Source organism: Kribbella sp. NPDC048928 (assembly GCF_043197975.1).
Classification (GTDB): domain Bacteria; phylum Actinomycetota; class Actinomycetes; order Propionibacteriales; family Kribbellaceae; genus Kribbella.
On record NZ_JBICUC010000002.1, the window covers coordinates 234,238 to 248,740 of the forward strand.

Consider the following 14,503-nt stretch of genomic DNA (forward strand, 5'->3'; position numbering starts at 1 on the left):
CAGCCACATCGCGGGTGGGTGCACGGCTGGTTAGAGTCGGGATCACCTGGCATCGACCTGCAACGGAGCAGCTGATGGACAAGACGTACGGATCGCCGCAGGAAGCGGTGGCGGACATCGAGGACGGAGCGAGCCTCGCGGTCGGCGGCTTCGGGTTGTGCGGCAACCCGATGCAGCTGATCAGCGCGCTGCACGACAAGGGGGTGTCCGGGCTCAGCGTCGTGTCGAACAACTGCGGCGTCGACGACTGGGGCCTCGGTCTGCTGCTCGCCGACAAGCGGATCGCCAAGATGACCTCGTCGTACGTCGGGGAGAACAAGGAGTTCGCCCGGCAGTTCCTGCACGGCGAGCTGGAGGTCGAGCTGACCCCACAAGGCACGCTCGCCGAGAAGCTCCGGGCGGGCGGCTGCGGGATCGCGGCCTTCTACACCTTGGCCGGCGTCGGGACCCAGGTCGCCGAGGGCGGGCTCCCGCAGAAGTACAACGCCGACGGGTCGGTGGCGCTGGCGTCCGAGGCCAAGGAGACCCGGGACATCAACGGCACGACGTACGTGCTGGAGGAGTCGATCACCACCGACTTCGGGCTGGTGCACGCGCTCAAGGGCGACACCCACGGGAACCTGGTCTTCGACCGCAGCGCGCGGAACTTCAACCCGCTGGCCGCGATGGCCGGCCGGGTGACGATCGCCCAGGTGGAGGAGCTGGTCCAGCCTGGTGAGCTGGACCCGGACTCGATCCACCTGCCGGGCGTCTACGTGCAGCGTGTTGTTGCCGTCGGCAAGGACATCGAGAAGCGCATCGAGAAGCGCACCGTTCAGCCTCGGAAGGAAGCCTGAGATGCCGTTGACGCGTGAGCAGATGGCGGCCCGGGCCGCGGCCGAACTCGAGGACGGCCAGTACGTGAACCTCGGCATCGGCCTGCCGACCATGGTGCCGAACTACATCCCGGACGGCGTCACCGTCGTCCTGCAGTCGGAGAACGGCATCCTCGGCGTCGGGCCGTACCCGGTCGAGGGCGCCGAGGACCCGGACCTGATCAACGCCGGCAAGGAGACCGTCACGACGCTGCCCGGGGCCTCGTTCTTCGACTCGTCGCTGTCCTTCGGGATGATCCGCGGCGGCGCGATCGACGCCGCGATCCTGGGCGCGATGCAGGTCTCGGCCACCGGCGACCTGTCGAACTGGATGATCCCCGGCAAGATGGTCAAGGGGATGGGCGGCGCGATGGACCTGGTGCACGGCGCGAAGAAGGTGATCGTGCTGATGGAGCACGTCGCCAAGGACGGCTCGCACAAGATCCTCGCCGAGTGCGACCTGCCGTACACGGGCCGCGGTGTGGTCAACCGGATCATCACCGACCTCGCCGTCCTCGACGTCACCGACGACGGCCTGCAACTGGTCGAGCTCGCCGACGGCGTCACCTTCGACGAGCTCCAGGAGAAGACCGGCGCCCCGATCAAGCAATGAAGGCGGTCTCCGGCAGCGCGGTTCGCCACAGGGCCGGATGCGGGCGGTGCCGGAGGTGCTGGTCGAAGAACGCCGGGATGTAGGTACGGAGGGCGCGCAGGACCTTGCTTGCGTCCGCCGTACCGACGGTGTCCCCGATCAGTACCGGCGGCACGGTGAAGAACCGCTGGAACCACGGGATCAGGGCCTGGTGGTCGATGAAGCTGTAGTGGCGGCCGTTCGGGAGGTTCAGGTCGCGGCGCCAGCCGGACGAGCGGTCCCAGAACAAGCCCCACGACGGATCGGTTCGGTGATTGTGCGGGCCCGGGCCGATGTCGCCTGAGCCCATCAACAGGAACGGGCGGCCGGTTCCGCGCGCGACGGTCGGGCAGCCGGCCGGGTCGTCGTAGCCGTAGGCGAGCTCGCCGTCCAGGTCGATCGCCGCGCGGATCCGCGGGTCGGCGACGAGCAGGTCGATCGAGCTGATGCCGCCGGCCGAGTGCCCGTACGCGCCGATCCTGTCCAGGTCGAGCAGCCTGCCGAGGCCGGCCGGGAGGTGGCGGTGCTCCGCGTCCGGATTCTGACCACGGGCGAGCTGCTCGAGGCAGTCGAGTACGAAGCGCAGGTCCGCGGACCGGGTCGAGCGGGCGAGCAGCGCGTACGGCGTGGACGGGAGGGTCTGTACTTCGAGCCGGCCGCCGGGGAACTCGACGCCGGCGACCTCGTACGTGTGGTCGACCGTGACGACGACGTACCCACGGCTGGCCAGCTCCGCCACGCTGATCGAGGCGAGCCCGCGCGGGACCCCGAACCCGGGCGAGAACAGGACGACCGGCCGGCGACCGGGCAGGACCGGGGCGAGCAGGTTGCCGTGGCTCTTGGCGCCGGCCCAGTCGATGGTGCCGAGCGGCTGCTCCAGGGCGATCGCGGCGCCTGCGGCGTACACCTCGGCGGTCAGCGGCGGGAGGTACGGCGCGGGCTGGGTGGATCGGCTCGCCGGGTACCAGATGCTGATCATCAGCTCGCGCGGACGGCCGGGGACGTACGGGTCGTCGCGCCGCTGGTCGACCAGGTGCAGCTCGGTCGTACCGACGGCAAACGGTCCGGTCGGCCGCGGCAGTCGGAGCGGTACGACTCGAGGTTCGGCCGCCGATGCGAGCGGTGCATTCATCAGTACGGGCATGGGCGCGAGGAGGGCGGAGGTGATGACTGTTCGTCGGTTGAGCATGAACTGACTGTGCACGGACACGAACTGTGTGTTCAGCAGGCAAAAGACACCTGTGATCCCCGGCGAAAGTCGGGTATGACGGGACGCGTGGAGTTGGATGTGCTGGTGATCGGCGGAGTTGGCATCGACACGATCGTGCGGGTGCCGAGCCTGCCGCTGGCGGACGTGGACACGGTCCCGGTCGAACCGATCGAGACGTACTTGGCGCACACCGGGCACGGCGTCGTGCTCGGATGCCACCTGCTCGGGCTGAACGCGGGCCTGGTGGACGTGATCGGCGACGACCCGGAGGGCGCGCGGATCCGCCGTACGTACGACGAACTCGGCATCCCGCTGCGGGTCGTGCTGCACCCGAGCGGGACCCGCCGATCGGTCAACCTGGTCGCGCCGGACGGTCGCCGGCTCTCGATGTACGACGGCCGGCATCCGGCCGGTCTACGCGTCGACCCGAACCTGTGGCGCCCGCTGATCCGCCGCGCGCAGCACGTACATGTCTCGATCATGGACTTCGCCCGCGACGCGCTCGGCGACGCGATCGCCGCCGACCGCTCGATCTCGACCGACCTGCACGACTGGGACGGCCGCAACGACCACCACAAGGACTTCGCGACCGCGTCGGACATCGTGTTCGTCTCGGCCGCCGCACTCCCGCCGGACGGCGTCGACTGGATCCTCGCGAACGGCCGCGCCGACGTCGTGGTCGCGCTGGCCGGCGCGGACGGCAGCTACCTGCACGTCCGCGGCGAACCGGTCGAGCACTTCCCCGCGGTCGACCTCCCTGGCCGCCCGATCGTCGACACCAACGGCGCCGGCGACGCGTACGTCGCAGCCTTCCTGGCCCGCTACCTCGACGGCGCCCCCTGGCAAGAATCCGCCCGAGCCGCCACCATCGCCGCCTCCTGGGCCTGCACCACCCCAGGCACCCACACCAACCTGATCACCGCCGAACAACTAGCCCTCCACACCCGATCCCTCCCCTGACCCACCCCCCCGCCGCCGAGTCGTGGAAAACGGTTGGGGAATCGAGCCTGAATCCACGACTCGGCGATGGGGTCGAGGACCAAACGCCACGACTCGGCGGGCGAGGCAACTGGGGGGTCAGGTGCGGGGCATCGGGGGGTGGAGGGTGGTGGCGGTGCCTCGGTGGAAGAGTTGGGCTGGGCGGCCGCCGTCGCGGGTGGTGGTGTCGCCGGTGGGGGTGACGAAGTGTGGGGTCTTGGTGACCTTGCGGTGGAAGTTGCGGGGGTCGAGGGAGATGCCCCAGACCGCTTCGTAGATGCCGCGCAGTTCGGAGATGGTGAACTCCGGCGGGCAGAACGCGGTCGCCAGCGGCGAGTACTCGAGCTTCGCCCGCGCCCGCTCCACCGCGTCCGCAAGAATCCGCCGATGATCGAACGCCAGGCCCATGACCTCAGAGCTACCGTCCGGTGAGCTGAGTAGGTCGGCCACGCTGATCCAGTTGGCTGCGGCGGCGTCTGAGCCGGCGACGGGACTGGGGAGGTTGGGGACCAGGGCGAGGTAGGCAACGCTGACGACGCGGCCCCGCGGATCGCGGTCGGGGGCGCCGTACGTTGCGACCTGTTCGAGGTGGATGCGATCCGCCTCAAGCCCGGTCTCCTCGGCAAGCTCACGCAGTGCAGCCGCCTCGAGGTCCTCCCCCGGCCGTACGAATCCACCAGGCAGCGCCCACCGCCCCTCGTACGGCGGGATGCCCCGGCGGATCAGCAACACCTGCAGCCGCCCGTCGCGGACGGTCAGGATCACCAGGTCGGCGGCCAGGCCGAGCGGCACGAAGTCCATCCCCGAACCATAATCGTCATCTTGACGAAAAGCCACTCACTCCCTTATCGTCAAACTGACGACAAGGAGACGGAAGAGATGGCAGACATCACCCGGTTCGGCTTCATCAGCCACCTACGGGCCAACCCGACCACCCACGTACGGCACCTGCGCAACGGCAAGGTCGCGCACGACGGCGCCGGCCAGGCGTTCTGGTTCCGCGCACTGAACTCGTCGCTGAGCGAGGTGCCGATCGACGACCGCGAGCAGCCGCTGCTGTTCCACGGGCGTACGCAGGACTTCCAGGACGTCGCGGTTCAGGCGACCGTCACGTACCGCGTGACCGACCCGGCGCTGGCGTCCAGCCGCCTCGACTTCGGGATCGACCCGACCACCGGCCTGTGGCGGGCGACCCCGCTCGAGCAGTTGGGAGGGTTGCTCACCGAGCTCGCGCAGCAGACCGCACTCGACCTGCTCGCGCGGATGACACTGACCGCGGCGCTGTCCGAGGGCATGCCGGCGCTCCGCGGCGCAGTCGGCACCGGGCTGCGCGAGGACCAGCGGCTGACCGGCCTCGGCATCGGTGTCGAGGACGTCCGCGTGGTCGCCGTACGGGCCGAGCGGGACGTGGAGAAGGCGTTGCAGACTCCCACCCGCGAGATGGTGCAGCAGGCCGCGGACAAGGCGACGTACGAACGCCGTGCACTCGCGGTCGAGCGGGAGCGGTCGATCGCGGAGAACGAACTACAGAACCAGATCGAGCTCTCCCGCCGTGAGGAGCAGCTCGTCAACCAGCGCGGCCAGAACGAACGGACCCGCGCCACCGAGGCCGCGGCGGCCGGCCAGATCGAGACGCACGCCGCCGCCGGACGTCAGCGCGCGCTGGCCGAGGCCGAGGCGGATGCGAAGCGCGTGATCGGCGCGGCGGAGGCCGCCGCCGAGAAGGCGTTGCTGGAGGCGTACGCCGAGTTGGACCAGGCAACGATCCTCGCGCTGGCGATCAAGCAGGGCGCCCTCCCGGAGATCGGCACCCTGAACCTCACCCCGGACCTGATCACCCCGCTGCTGTCCAAGCTGGCCGAGCAACGATGACCTTGACGCCCAGAGCCGTCATCGTCCATCGGGCGACCGAGCTCACCGAGTTGATCGCGCGGCACGGCACGCGCCAGCAGGCAGGGTTCTTCCTGTCCGGTCGCGGCCGTGACCTGGCCGAGCTGGACGCGCGGCACCAGGCCCAGCAGGACGCGCTGGCGACCGTGTCCGCGGCGATCCCGCTGGACTGGCGCCGTACGGTTGCCGAGCGCAACGACCTGGACCGGTTCGGATTCGGCCCCGAGGACGTGGTGATCGCGGTCGGGCAGGACGGGCTGGTGGCGAACGTCGCGAAGTACCTCGACGGCCAGCCGGTGATCGGGATCAACCCCGAGCCGGCCCGCAACCCCGGCATACTCGTACCGCACGAACCCGCCGCGATCGCAGACCTACTGACCACAAGGCAGGTCGCCGAACGGACGATGGTTGCCGCAAGCACCGATGACGGCCAGCACCTGCTGGCGCTGAACGAGGTGTACGTCGGCCACCGTACGCACCAGTCCGCGCGCTACCGGCTGACGTCCCCCGACGGACTGGCCGAGCGGCAGTCGTCGTCCGGCATCCTGATCGGGACCGGCACCGGATCCACCGGCTGGTGCCGGTCGGCCTGGCAGGAACGCCGCAGCCCGCTCGCCCTGCCGGGCCCGACCGATCCGGCGCTGTGCTGGTTCGTCCGCGAGGCGTGGCCGTCGCCGGCGACCGGGACCGACAACACCGAAGGGTTGCTCAAGGCACCGGATTCGCTGACCATCACGGCCGAGTCGGATCTGGTCGTGTTCGGTGACGGGATGGAATCCGACACCTTGAGCATCGGCTGGGGTCAGCGGGTCGAGGTCACCGTCGCCGCGGTCAAGTTGCACCTGGTGGTCTGAATCGTCGCGTGCCAGGCCGAGTACAGGCGCCGTGCCGACCCGCCGATCGGACCGACCGCGTCGAACACCGCGCCCCGGCTGGCCGGCTTCGCACTCGCGATCGCCGGCACCGCATCCTCGGGCGCATCGATCGTCGAGGAGCAGACGCTCAGGATGTACGCCGGCACGTTGAGCTTCGGATCCACGCAGCCGACCAGCGGAACGCCCATCGCCGCGACGATCGGAAACACGGTCCCGGGGATCCCGACCGCGCACTCCACACTCGCCGACTCCGGCACGGATCCGAGCGCACTGATCTCGTACTGCTCCCAGAGCGTCCGGTCCTCGCGCGGGTGCAGCCCGACGACTATGTGCTTGCCCGCGGCCTCGAGTTTCGCGGCCGCGTCGAGGAGCAGTTGGGTACCGGGCGCCGCGTTCCCGGTCTGGTCGGGGTGCGTCACGCTCGTCAGCACCAGTACGCGGTCCTGCTCCGGTGCGTACTTCGGCAGGTTGTCGGTCTGCGCCGACCCGACCATCCGCACGTGCCGCCGCCACCCGAGGTACTTCGCGAACACATCGGACTCGGCCGGCGAAGCCGCCGTCACCAGCTCGAGCCGCGACCGGAGCTCCTTGGCCCGCGGGGCCTCCACCGGCGTCAGATACGCCAGCGAACTCGCCGCCAACGGCAGCCGCCGGAGCGCCGCCGCCACGTCGGCCGGCCAGTCCGACGCACCGTTCACCACGAGTAGATCAGCCTGCGGTACGTCGTTCAACGTCGCGACCGTCACCGGGTCATCCGGCTTGATCTGGGTGAGATCCGGTACGACCTGCACCAGCTCCCACCCGCGCCGCGCAGCCTCGGCCAGCAACGGCTGCGCGTGGTACGTCCCCCACGGCTCGTTCGTCGCCACCAGCACCCGGGTGCGCCGGGGCCGAGCCGCCAACGCGAGCCCGGGCGTCGCCGCCAGCCCGATCCCCAGAGCCCCAGCCTTCAGTACGGTCCGTCGCAACATCACCATGTGCGAACCCTACGAAGCTCCGGTGAACGGCCACCGGCGACGCCTTGAACATTCCCGTCAGCCGCCGTTGAGCGGGTCGTAGGCCGGGGTGAACCGGAAGTAGTCGTAGTCGTCGAAGGTCATGGCGACCTTGCCGAGACCCTTGATGACGGTGGCAGCGCCGGCCGCGTGGCCGACGGCGTACAGGTGACCGGTGTGGGTGTCCGCGTCGATGCCGAGCAGCATGGTGCCGTTCTTGCCGCATGGCGTGGCCACCAACTGCTCGAAGCCCTGCCAGGTCGACGTGCGCACCGCAATGATGATCGGCTTCAGCGGCACACTGGTCGGGATCTTGACCGTGTACAGCGCGCCGGCCCGGTTGTTCGCCAGGAACATGTCGTACGTCGGCGTGGTGGCGATCAGCGCGAACGACTTCATCGTGCTCATCCCGCCCACGTACCCGGTGTTCCGGAGGCCCTTGCCGACATCGGTCCAGCGCCCGAACAGCCCGTACTGATCCTGCTGGTACAGCATCGTACGAGTTGGCTTGCTGGTCGCGGACGCCTTGTACTGCGACTGAATCAGGAACCGCCCGCCCCACCCGTTCCCGATCCGCTGGAACACCGGCGTACCGACGAGCTTGCCGTCCGGCCCGACGGTGTACGTGCTCTGCATCAGGTACCCGGATCCCCAGAGCACCTTGCCGCTCCGCCTCGTCTGCCCGTTCCCGCCCGGCACCGCAGTGAAGGACGTCGGGTTGTTCACCGCGTACGGCGTGTCGTACACGGCCGGCGTACTGACGACCGTGCCGACGGAGCTCGCGGTGAGGACGCGACTGTTGACGCCGTTGTTGGACCTGTCCATCGACCCGAGCCCAAGCGCACAAGCCGCGGCCCCGGCAGCCTGTGCGGGCTGGATCGCCGTCCCGAGAGTCAAGACCAGCCCGGCCGCGCCGGCGACGCTGATCACCTTACGCATCATCATGTGCTCATTCGCCGTAGAGCTCGTCGTAGAAGTCGATCGGGACCCACGGGAAGTAGACGTTGTCCGCCCGCGTTCCCGGAACCGCACCCAGGCCGTTGATCACGGTCGCTGCACCGTTGGCGTGCCCAACGGCGTACAGGTAGCTGGTCTTGGTGTCCTTGTCGATGCCGAGCAGCAACGTGCCGTACTGGCCGCACCGCGACGCGACCAGGGACTCGAAGCCCTGCCACGTACGGCTCCGCACCTGCTTGACGACCGGCTTCATCGGCGACGTCGTCGGGATGTGGATCGTGTAGAGCGCGCCGCCCTTGGTGGTGGCCAGGAAGGTGTCGTACGTCTTGGTCTTGGCGATCAGCGCCATCGTCTTGACCGCCGAGAACCCCGGGTACGAACCGGTGCTGCTCCAGGTCTTGCCGACGTTCCAGCGGTACAGCACGCCGTCGTTGCGCAGGGCGTACGCGGTCGTCCGCCCGACGGTGGGCTCGCTCACCGTACTGAACCCGGAGACCTCCAGGAACGTGAACGGGGTCCAGCCGCCGCCGATCCTGGTGAGCGAATGCGGGTAGGTCGGGTCGATCTGCCCGGTGCCGTCGATCGCGTAGCTACTCCAGTAGAGGCTGTCCCCGATCACGACGGTGCCGTACTCGTCGGCGCCCGCGATGTTCGGCACGCTCGAGAACCGGCTGCTGAGTCGGACCGCGCCGGGCGCGTACACACCGGTCGTCTTGAACGGGTTGGTCGCCGTCGGCGGAGTGTTCGCCGTGATCCCGGTCGACACGTGTGCCCCGTTGGCGTCCACCGACCCGAGCGGCATCTCGCAGGCCGCGGTCGTACCGGCCCGCACCGTCGGCTTCGGCGGCTTCGCCACACCCGCCGTACCTGCCGCACCAGCTGTAGCCGGTGCCAGCGCGCTGATTGCCAGCGCGGCGCCGCCGGCCAGCGCCATGATCTTCCGCTTCATAGTCCCCAGTCCCCTAAGCCTCGTGAAGTCGTTCCCACAGAACTTGATACGAGGCGGACACAGAAAGTTGCGGGAATCAGAGGTCAGAGTAGGCGGTGACCAGGGTGGCGGCGTCGGCCTCCCAGTTGAGGGTTGCCGCTGCGGTGCGGACGCCGTCGGTGTAGGTGGTGTAGCTCTCGATCACCGTACGGACCGCGGTCGCCAGCGAGTCCGCGTTGCCCGGTTCGTAGAGGCCGCCGAGTTTGTGCTGGGTGACGACGGCACGCAGCTCGGGCAGGTCGGCGGCGATCACCGGTACGCCGGCGCGCACCGCGTGGAAGAGCTTGTTCGGAAGGGCGAGCCGGTGGTTCTCGCAGGTGTTGGTGAGGGTGACCAGCGAGATGCCGTACGTGCGGAGCGTGTCGTCGACCTCGTCGAGCGAACGCTCCGGAACCGTCTCCACCGGTCCCAGATCCAAGCGATAGTTGGGATCCACCGACCCCATCAGTACGGTCCGGAACGGCGCCAGCTGCCGAGCCGCCGCGACAACGGTCGGCAGGTCCCGCCCGGCCCCGATCCGCCCGGCGTACAGCAGGCCCTCGGGCTGCGCGGGCGCCGGCGGTACGTCATCGGCGCGCGGGAACGTGTTCCGTACGACGCGCACATCGGTCAGCCCGCGCGATCGCAACCGTGCGGCGATCCCGTCCGACACCGTGAAGACGACCCGCGCACGCGACGCCAGCGAGATCTCGTACCGGCGGCCACGCGCCCGCCACAGCGGCGTCGGCCGGCCCGGAAGCGCCCGGTCGAACCACAGCTCGTGACTGTCGTACACGAGCGCCGCAGACCATTTCGCGGCGTACTCGGCGGCGAGCTCCAGCGTGTTGAAGTCGTGCGCATGCACTACGTCGACCGACCCGGCCGCGGCGACCCGCGGCGCCGCCGCGATCCGCCACTGCTTCTCGGTACGCGACCGGTGCTCCGGCAGCAGCAGCCACCGGCCGAACCGCTTCGCCAGCACCTTCGGCCCGGTGTGCCCGTGCCCGACGGTGAGCCCGCCGTTCCCGGCGCGCAAGCCGGACGAGCGGGAGACCGACTCCACCGTGATCCCAGGACCGATCTCGAAGTCCTCAGGGACGTCGCGGCCGATCACGTGCAGCGTGTGACCGGCCGCGGCGAGCGCCGTCGCCTCCCGCAGGATCCGCGAGTCCCCGGCGATCGGGGACTGCGCGATCATCAGAATCCGCACTTACTCGCTCTCGTCCTCGGAGTCGTCGTGCGACAGCTCGTTGTTCAAGAAGGGCAGCAGCTCCGCGACCGACTTCCGCCCGTCGTGCAGGTCGCGGACGAAGCCCGGTCCCGCGTCGGCGATCTTGCGGGCCGTGTCGCGCTCGGCGACCAGCCGCTCGATCACCTCGGACAGGTCGTCCGGAGTCGCCTCGGCGATCGGCAGGTCGGCCGGCAACAGGTCCCGGACCGGGTCCGCGATGTGCCCGACGGTGACCCGGCCGGCCGCCATCGCCTCGCAGGCGAAGACGCCGTACGAACCGAGCAGCAACTGGTCGACCACGATGTCGGCGCTCTTCACCATCTCGGCGAGCTCCGCATGCGGCACGCCCTGGACGCGGTTGTACTTGATCAGGCCGCGCGCATCCAGATCGGTCAGCACCGGGTCGACGTACGCCGATCCCTTCAACGCCGAGGCCGACGGTGCGTGCAGCACCACCGGGACCTCGCGTTCGAGCACCGGCTGCGTCGACGCGAACGACTCGACGTCGACCGCCAGCGGCAGCCAGATGCCGTTGTCGACGAACTCGAGCAGGTCGGGCGTGGTCACGAAGACCGGACCGCGGTACCCGTCCAGGTGCCGGCGCATCAGGTTGTTCGCCGCCTGCAGGCGCACGGTCAGCTCGTCGTCCGGGTTGCGGAACGGCGAGTACTTGTACTGCCGGCGGTGCTGCTCGGGGTCGCGGATCTCGGATCCGTGGAACACCAGCCCGTGCCTGATCCCGGCCTGGTCGAGCATCGGTACGTCGGTCGTCCACATCTGTCCGCGCTGCTGACCGAACATCGGCCGGCCCGCCTCGAACAGCACGTGGGTGACCTCGCGCAACGCGTACGCCGTGAGCTCCAACTGCCAGCGCAGGTCCGACCGATACTGCCGGTAGGTGCCCGTACGGTGCACCCGGAAGTCGAACGCGCCGCTGCCCGTGGTCAGCGACTCGGCCTTGACGTCCGGCACCTCGCGCTCCAGCGCGGTCGCCCACAACCACGCCTGGCCGGCACTGTTCACCGGACCGAGCAGCAGGTGCCGCCCGGTCTTCGTGATCTTGCCGCCCGGACGGGTGATCTCGAGCTGCCGTCCGACCAGGTCGCCGTACAGCTCGCGCAGCTTGGCCGCCTGCCCGGACCAGGACACCTCTTGCTGGTACGCCGGATCGGCGACCCGCTCGCGGTAGCTGTCCAGGCCGCTGAGGACCGTACGGACCTTGGCCGCCAGGTCGTGCGCGTCCGCCGCTGTGAAGACCTCGCCGATCTTGGTGCGGTCGACGAACTCCTTCATGCTCGGCATGTCGCTGACCACCACCGGCAGCCCTGCGAACGCGTACTCGAAGAGCTTGTTCGGCAGGGCCATCTCGTGGCTCGGGTAGCGCAGGATCGGGATCAGGCCGACGTCGGCGGTGCGCAGGAACGCGACCACCTCGTCCGGCTTCACCGGGTCCAGGCAGTGCAGACGGTCCTGCACCTCCAGTTGCACGGCCTGCGCCTGCAGCTCGCGAACCGCGTCGGTCGCGACACCCGGCACACACACGACCGCCAGGTGTGCGTCCGGCAGGTCCACCAGCGCCTGCACGGCAGTCTCGATGCCACGCGCCCGGGTGACACCACCGCTGTAGACCAGCAGGGGTACGTCGGAGGCGAGCCCGATCCGGCTGCGAATGTCGGACACCTCGACCGACACGTCAGCAGGGTTCGGAGTGTTCATCACGACGGTCGGCGTGTGGTCGAGGTTGTGCTCGCGCTGCAGCCGGGTCGCGATCGCCGGGCTGACCGTGATCACCCGGTCCGCGTCGCCGATGTACTCGCTCTCATGGTTCGCCCAGGCCGCGATCGAGCGCCGGGTACGGGCGCCGTACTGCGAGAGCCCGGCGACGTACTCGTGCGCGTCGTACACGACCTTGAGCTTGCGGCCGCGCAGCTTCGCCCGGCCGGCGGCCCGGGTAGCGACACCGATCACGTGCATGTCGTGCGCGTGCACCACGTCCGGCTCGAGCCGGTCGATCAGGTCCCCGAACGCGATCTCGAGATCCAGCGCCTCCGGGTGCAGCTTGCGCCACGGCGCCGGCCACGGCATCCGGTGCAGCACACCGTCGTACGCCCGCCAGCTGAACTTGAACGGGACGTCGGCCTTGTTGCCCACACCCTTGCGCACCCAGGTGGCCCGCTCGGCCGCCTTCCAGCGCGCACGGCGGAGCAGCCGGGTCGCCACACCGGCCTTGAACTTGAGCGGATTTCCCTGGCCTTCCTTGGCCCGCGCGATCGCGTGCCCGGAGTCGGCCTTGAGCTCCTTGATCTCGGCCGCGATCCGCTGGCTGCGCGCCACATAGGTCGTGCGGTACCGATAGCCCACCAGCGGCGGCCGCCAGTTACGGCGGGCCGTACGGCTTCGTTTCCGTTCCTCACGCAGTGCGAAGGGCACCGCCACCCGGACGATCAGCGCACCGTCGAGCATCTCCCTCGACGGAAGGCCGCTGGCCGAGACACCGAGCACAGTGACCTCTGCTCCGGTCTCGGCCAAGGCTGCGGCCTCTTTGCGGACCCGGCTGTCGTTGGTGACGTCGTTGGCGACCATCATCACGACCCGCAGGTCGGCATGTGTCACTGGCTACTCGACCTTCCGATCACAATCCGGCGAACGCCCGCCCACTTGGCCGGGTCGGTACGGTCACGACCGTCGACGAGCACCTGCACACCCGGCAGGTCCGCCGGGCCGAGCTGCGCGTACTCCGCGTGGTCCGCCTGCAGGACCGCCGCGTCCACCGGCGTGCCCAGCGCGTACGGCGTGAAGCCGAGGCCCTGGAGTTCCTCGTCGGTGTACATCGGGTCGTGCACGGACACCTCGGCTCCGCGCGCCGTCAACGCCTCCACGGCAGGGAACACCCCGGAGAACGCGGTCTCCTTCACACCACCACGGTACGACGCACCGAGCACCACGACCTTGGCGCCCTTGAGGTCGCCGAACGCGCCCTCGAGCAGGCCGATCGTGTAGTCGGGCATCCCGGCGTTGGCCTCCCGCGCGGCCCGGACGACGGTCGCGTCGGGGTCGGTGTAGAGGTACAGCCGCGGGTAGACGGGGATGCAGTGCCCGCCGACCGCGATGCCCGGCCGGTGGATGTGGCTGTACGGCTGCGAGTTCGACGCCTCGATGACGGCGTGCACGTCGATGCCGTTCTGGCCGGCGAACCGGGCGAACTGGTTCGCCAGGCCGATGTTGACGTCCCGGTAGGTGGTCTCGGCGAGCTTCGCGAGCTCGGCGGCCTCGGCGGAACCCAGGTCCCAGACGCCGTTCGCGCGGTCCAGGTCCGGACGCTCGTCGAAGTCCAGCACGGCCTCGTAGAACGCGGTGGCGCGCTTGGCGCCCTCCTCGGACAGGCCGCCGACCAGCTTCGGGTACTTGCGCAGGTCTGCGAAGACGCGGCCCGTGAGCACCCGCTCCGGTGAGAACACCAGGTGGAAGTCGGTGCCCTCGGTCAGGCCGGAGATCTCCTCGATCATCGGCTTCCACCGGTTCCGGGTGGTGCCGACCGGGAGGGTGGTCTCGTAGCTGACCAGGGTGCCGGGGGTGAGGTGCTCGGCCAGCGAACGGGTCGCGTTCTCCATCCAGCCGAACTCGGGCTGCCCGGTCTTCTCGTCCACGAACAGCGGGACGACGACGACCACGGCGTCGCTGTTCGGAATGGCGTCCGCGTAGTCCGTGGTCGCCCGCAGGCGGCCGTCGGCCACGGTCTCCGACAGCAGCTCCTGCAGGTGGGCCTCACCCGGGAACGGCTCCTGACCGGCGTTCACCAGCTCGACGAACTTCTCGTTGATGTCGACGCCGACGACCTGATGACCCTTGGCCGCGAACTGGACCGCCAGCGGCAGTCCGATCTTGCCTAAGGCAACTACACTGACACGCACAGCA

General features: G+C 69.5%; 13 protein-coding genes. 5 read left to right on the forward strand and 8 right to left on the reverse strand.

The window, feature by feature from the left end:
* Positions 1-74 precede the first annotated feature (74 nt).
* Both ACGFI6_RS07890 and ACGFI6_RS07895 read left to right on the forward strand, forming a co-directional pair.
* A complete protein-coding gene (locus ACGFI6_RS07890) occupies positions 75-836 on the forward strand; it encodes a CoA transferase subunit A (protein WP_393116133.1) in 762 nt (253 codons plus the stop codon).
* 1 nt (position 837) lies between these two features.
* The gene (locus ACGFI6_RS07895; RefSeq protein ID WP_393116135.1) at positions 838-1,467 is read left to right on the forward strand and encodes a CoA transferase subunit B; all 630 of its coding nucleotides are present in this window, start codon (positions 838-840) and stop codon (positions 1,465-1,467) included.
* On the opposite strand, the gene ACGFI6_RS07900 is transcribed toward ACGFI6_RS07895, so the two are convergent.
* Positions 1,457-2,674: an alpha/beta hydrolase family protein gene (locus ACGFI6_RS07900; RefSeq protein ID WP_393116137.1), complete on the reverse strand. Its 1,218-nt coding sequence runs from the start codon at positions 2,672-2,674 to the stop codon at positions 1,457-1,459. The two genes, ACGFI6_RS07895 and ACGFI6_RS07900, sit on opposite strands and share 11 nt — an antisense overlap.
* 87 nt (positions 2,675-2,761) lie before the next feature.
* Here ACGFI6_RS07900 and ACGFI6_RS07905 point away from each other — a divergent pair, with 87 nt between their 5' ends.
* Positions 2,762-3,655 (forward strand): carbohydrate kinase family protein, encoded by an 894-nt coding sequence (locus tag ACGFI6_RS07905; protein ID WP_393116139.1) that lies wholly within the window; start codon positions 2,762-2,764, stop codon positions 3,653-3,655.
* 117 nt (positions 3,656-3,772) lie between these two features.
* On the opposite strand, the gene ACGFI6_RS07910 is transcribed toward ACGFI6_RS07905, so the two are convergent.
* Positions 3,773-4,474: an NUDIX domain-containing protein gene (locus tag ACGFI6_RS07910; RefSeq protein ID WP_393116141.1), complete on the reverse strand. Its 702-nt coding sequence runs from the start codon at positions 4,472-4,474 to the stop codon at positions 3,773-3,775.
* Positions 4,475-4,552: 78 nt separating this feature from the next.
* On the opposite strand from ACGFI6_RS07910, the gene ACGFI6_RS07915 reads away from it, so the two are divergent.
* Positions 4,553-5,545 (forward strand): SPFH domain-containing protein, encoded by a 993-nt coding sequence (locus tag ACGFI6_RS07915; RefSeq protein ID WP_393116143.1) that lies wholly within the window; start codon positions 4,553-4,555, stop codon positions 5,543-5,545.
* A complete protein-coding gene (locus ACGFI6_RS07920) occupies positions 5,542-6,417 on the forward strand; it encodes a hypothetical protein (protein ID WP_393116145.1) in 876 nt (291 codons plus the stop codon). The genes ACGFI6_RS07915 and ACGFI6_RS07920 overlap by 4 nt, the downstream gene beginning before the upstream one ends.
* On the opposite strand, the gene ACGFI6_RS07925 is transcribed toward ACGFI6_RS07920, so the two are convergent.
* The 6 genes from ACGFI6_RS07925 to ACGFI6_RS07950 all read right to left on the reverse strand — a co-directional run bounded on the left by ACGFI6_RS07925 (position 6,366) and on the right by ACGFI6_RS07950 (position 14,499).
* Positions 6,366-7,415 (reverse strand): hypothetical protein, encoded by a 1,050-nt coding sequence (locus ACGFI6_RS07925; RefSeq protein WP_393116147.1) that lies wholly within the window; start codon positions 7,413-7,415, stop codon positions 6,366-6,368. The two genes, ACGFI6_RS07920 and ACGFI6_RS07925, sit on opposite strands and share 52 nt — an antisense overlap.
* A 57-nt stretch (positions 7,416-7,472) precedes the next feature.
* On the reverse strand, positions 7,473-8,375 hold the full coding sequence (locus ACGFI6_RS07930; protein WP_393116148.1) for a hypothetical protein: 903 nt from the start codon (positions 8,373-8,375) through the stop codon (positions 7,473-7,475).
* A gap of 7 nt (positions 8,376-8,382) precedes the next feature.
* Complete coding sequence (locus ACGFI6_RS07935; RefSeq protein ID WP_393116150.1) at positions 8,383-9,339, reverse strand: hypothetical protein; 957 nt, start codon at positions 9,337-9,339, stop codon at positions 8,383-8,385.
* A 76-nt stretch (positions 9,340-9,415) separates the two neighbouring features.
* Positions 9,416-10,567, reverse strand: coding sequence for a glycosyltransferase (locus tag ACGFI6_RS07940; RefSeq protein ID WP_393116152.1), 1,152 nt, complete (start codon positions 10,565-10,567; stop codon positions 9,416-9,418).
* Positions 10,568-13,201, reverse strand: coding sequence for a glycosyltransferase family 4 protein (locus tag ACGFI6_RS07945; protein ID WP_393116154.1), 2,634 nt, complete (start codon positions 13,199-13,201; stop codon positions 10,568-10,570).
* Positions 13,198-14,499: a nucleotide sugar dehydrogenase gene (locus ACGFI6_RS07950; protein ID WP_393116156.1), complete on the reverse strand. Its 1,302-nt coding sequence runs from the start codon at positions 14,497-14,499 to the stop codon at positions 13,198-13,200. The genes ACGFI6_RS07945 and ACGFI6_RS07950 overlap by 4 nt, the downstream gene beginning before the upstream one ends.
* Positions 14,500-14,503: the final 4 nt, after the last annotated feature.

Coding starts and splice junctions, on each gene's coding strand:
- ACGFI6_RS07935 (WP_393116150.1), bottom strand. CDS start 9,339: ATGAAGCGGAAGATCATGGCGCTGGCCGGCGGCGCCGCGCTGGCAATC.
- ACGFI6_RS07910 (WP_393116141.1), bottom strand. CDS start 4,474: ATGGACTTCGTGCCGCTCGGCCTGGCCGCCGACCTGGTGATCCTGACC.
- ACGFI6_RS07925 (WP_393116147.1), bottom strand. CDS start 7,415: ATGGTGATGTTGCGACGGACCGTACTGAAGGCTGGGGCTCTGGGGATC.
- ACGFI6_RS07915 (WP_393116143.1), top strand. CDS start 4,553: ATGGCAGACATCACCCGGTTCGGCTTCATCAGCCACCTACGGGCCAAC.
- ACGFI6_RS07895 (WP_393116135.1), top strand. CDS start 838: ATGCCGTTGACGCGTGAGCAGATGGCGGCCCGGGCCGCGGCCGAACTC.
- ACGFI6_RS07900 (WP_393116137.1), bottom strand. CDS start 2,674: ATGCTCAACCGACGAACAGTCATCACCTCCGCCCTCCTCGCGCCCATG.
- ACGFI6_RS07930 (WP_393116148.1), bottom strand. CDS start 8,375: ATGATGCGTAAGGTGATCAGCGTCGCCGGCGCGGCCGGGCTGGTCTTG.
- ACGFI6_RS07890 (WP_393116133.1), top strand. CDS start 75: ATGGACAAGACGTACGGATCGCCGCAGGAAGCGGTGGCGGACATCGAG.
- ACGFI6_RS07920 (WP_393116145.1), top strand. CDS start 5,542: ATGACCTTGACGCCCAGAGCCGTCATCGTCCATCGGGCGACCGAGCTC.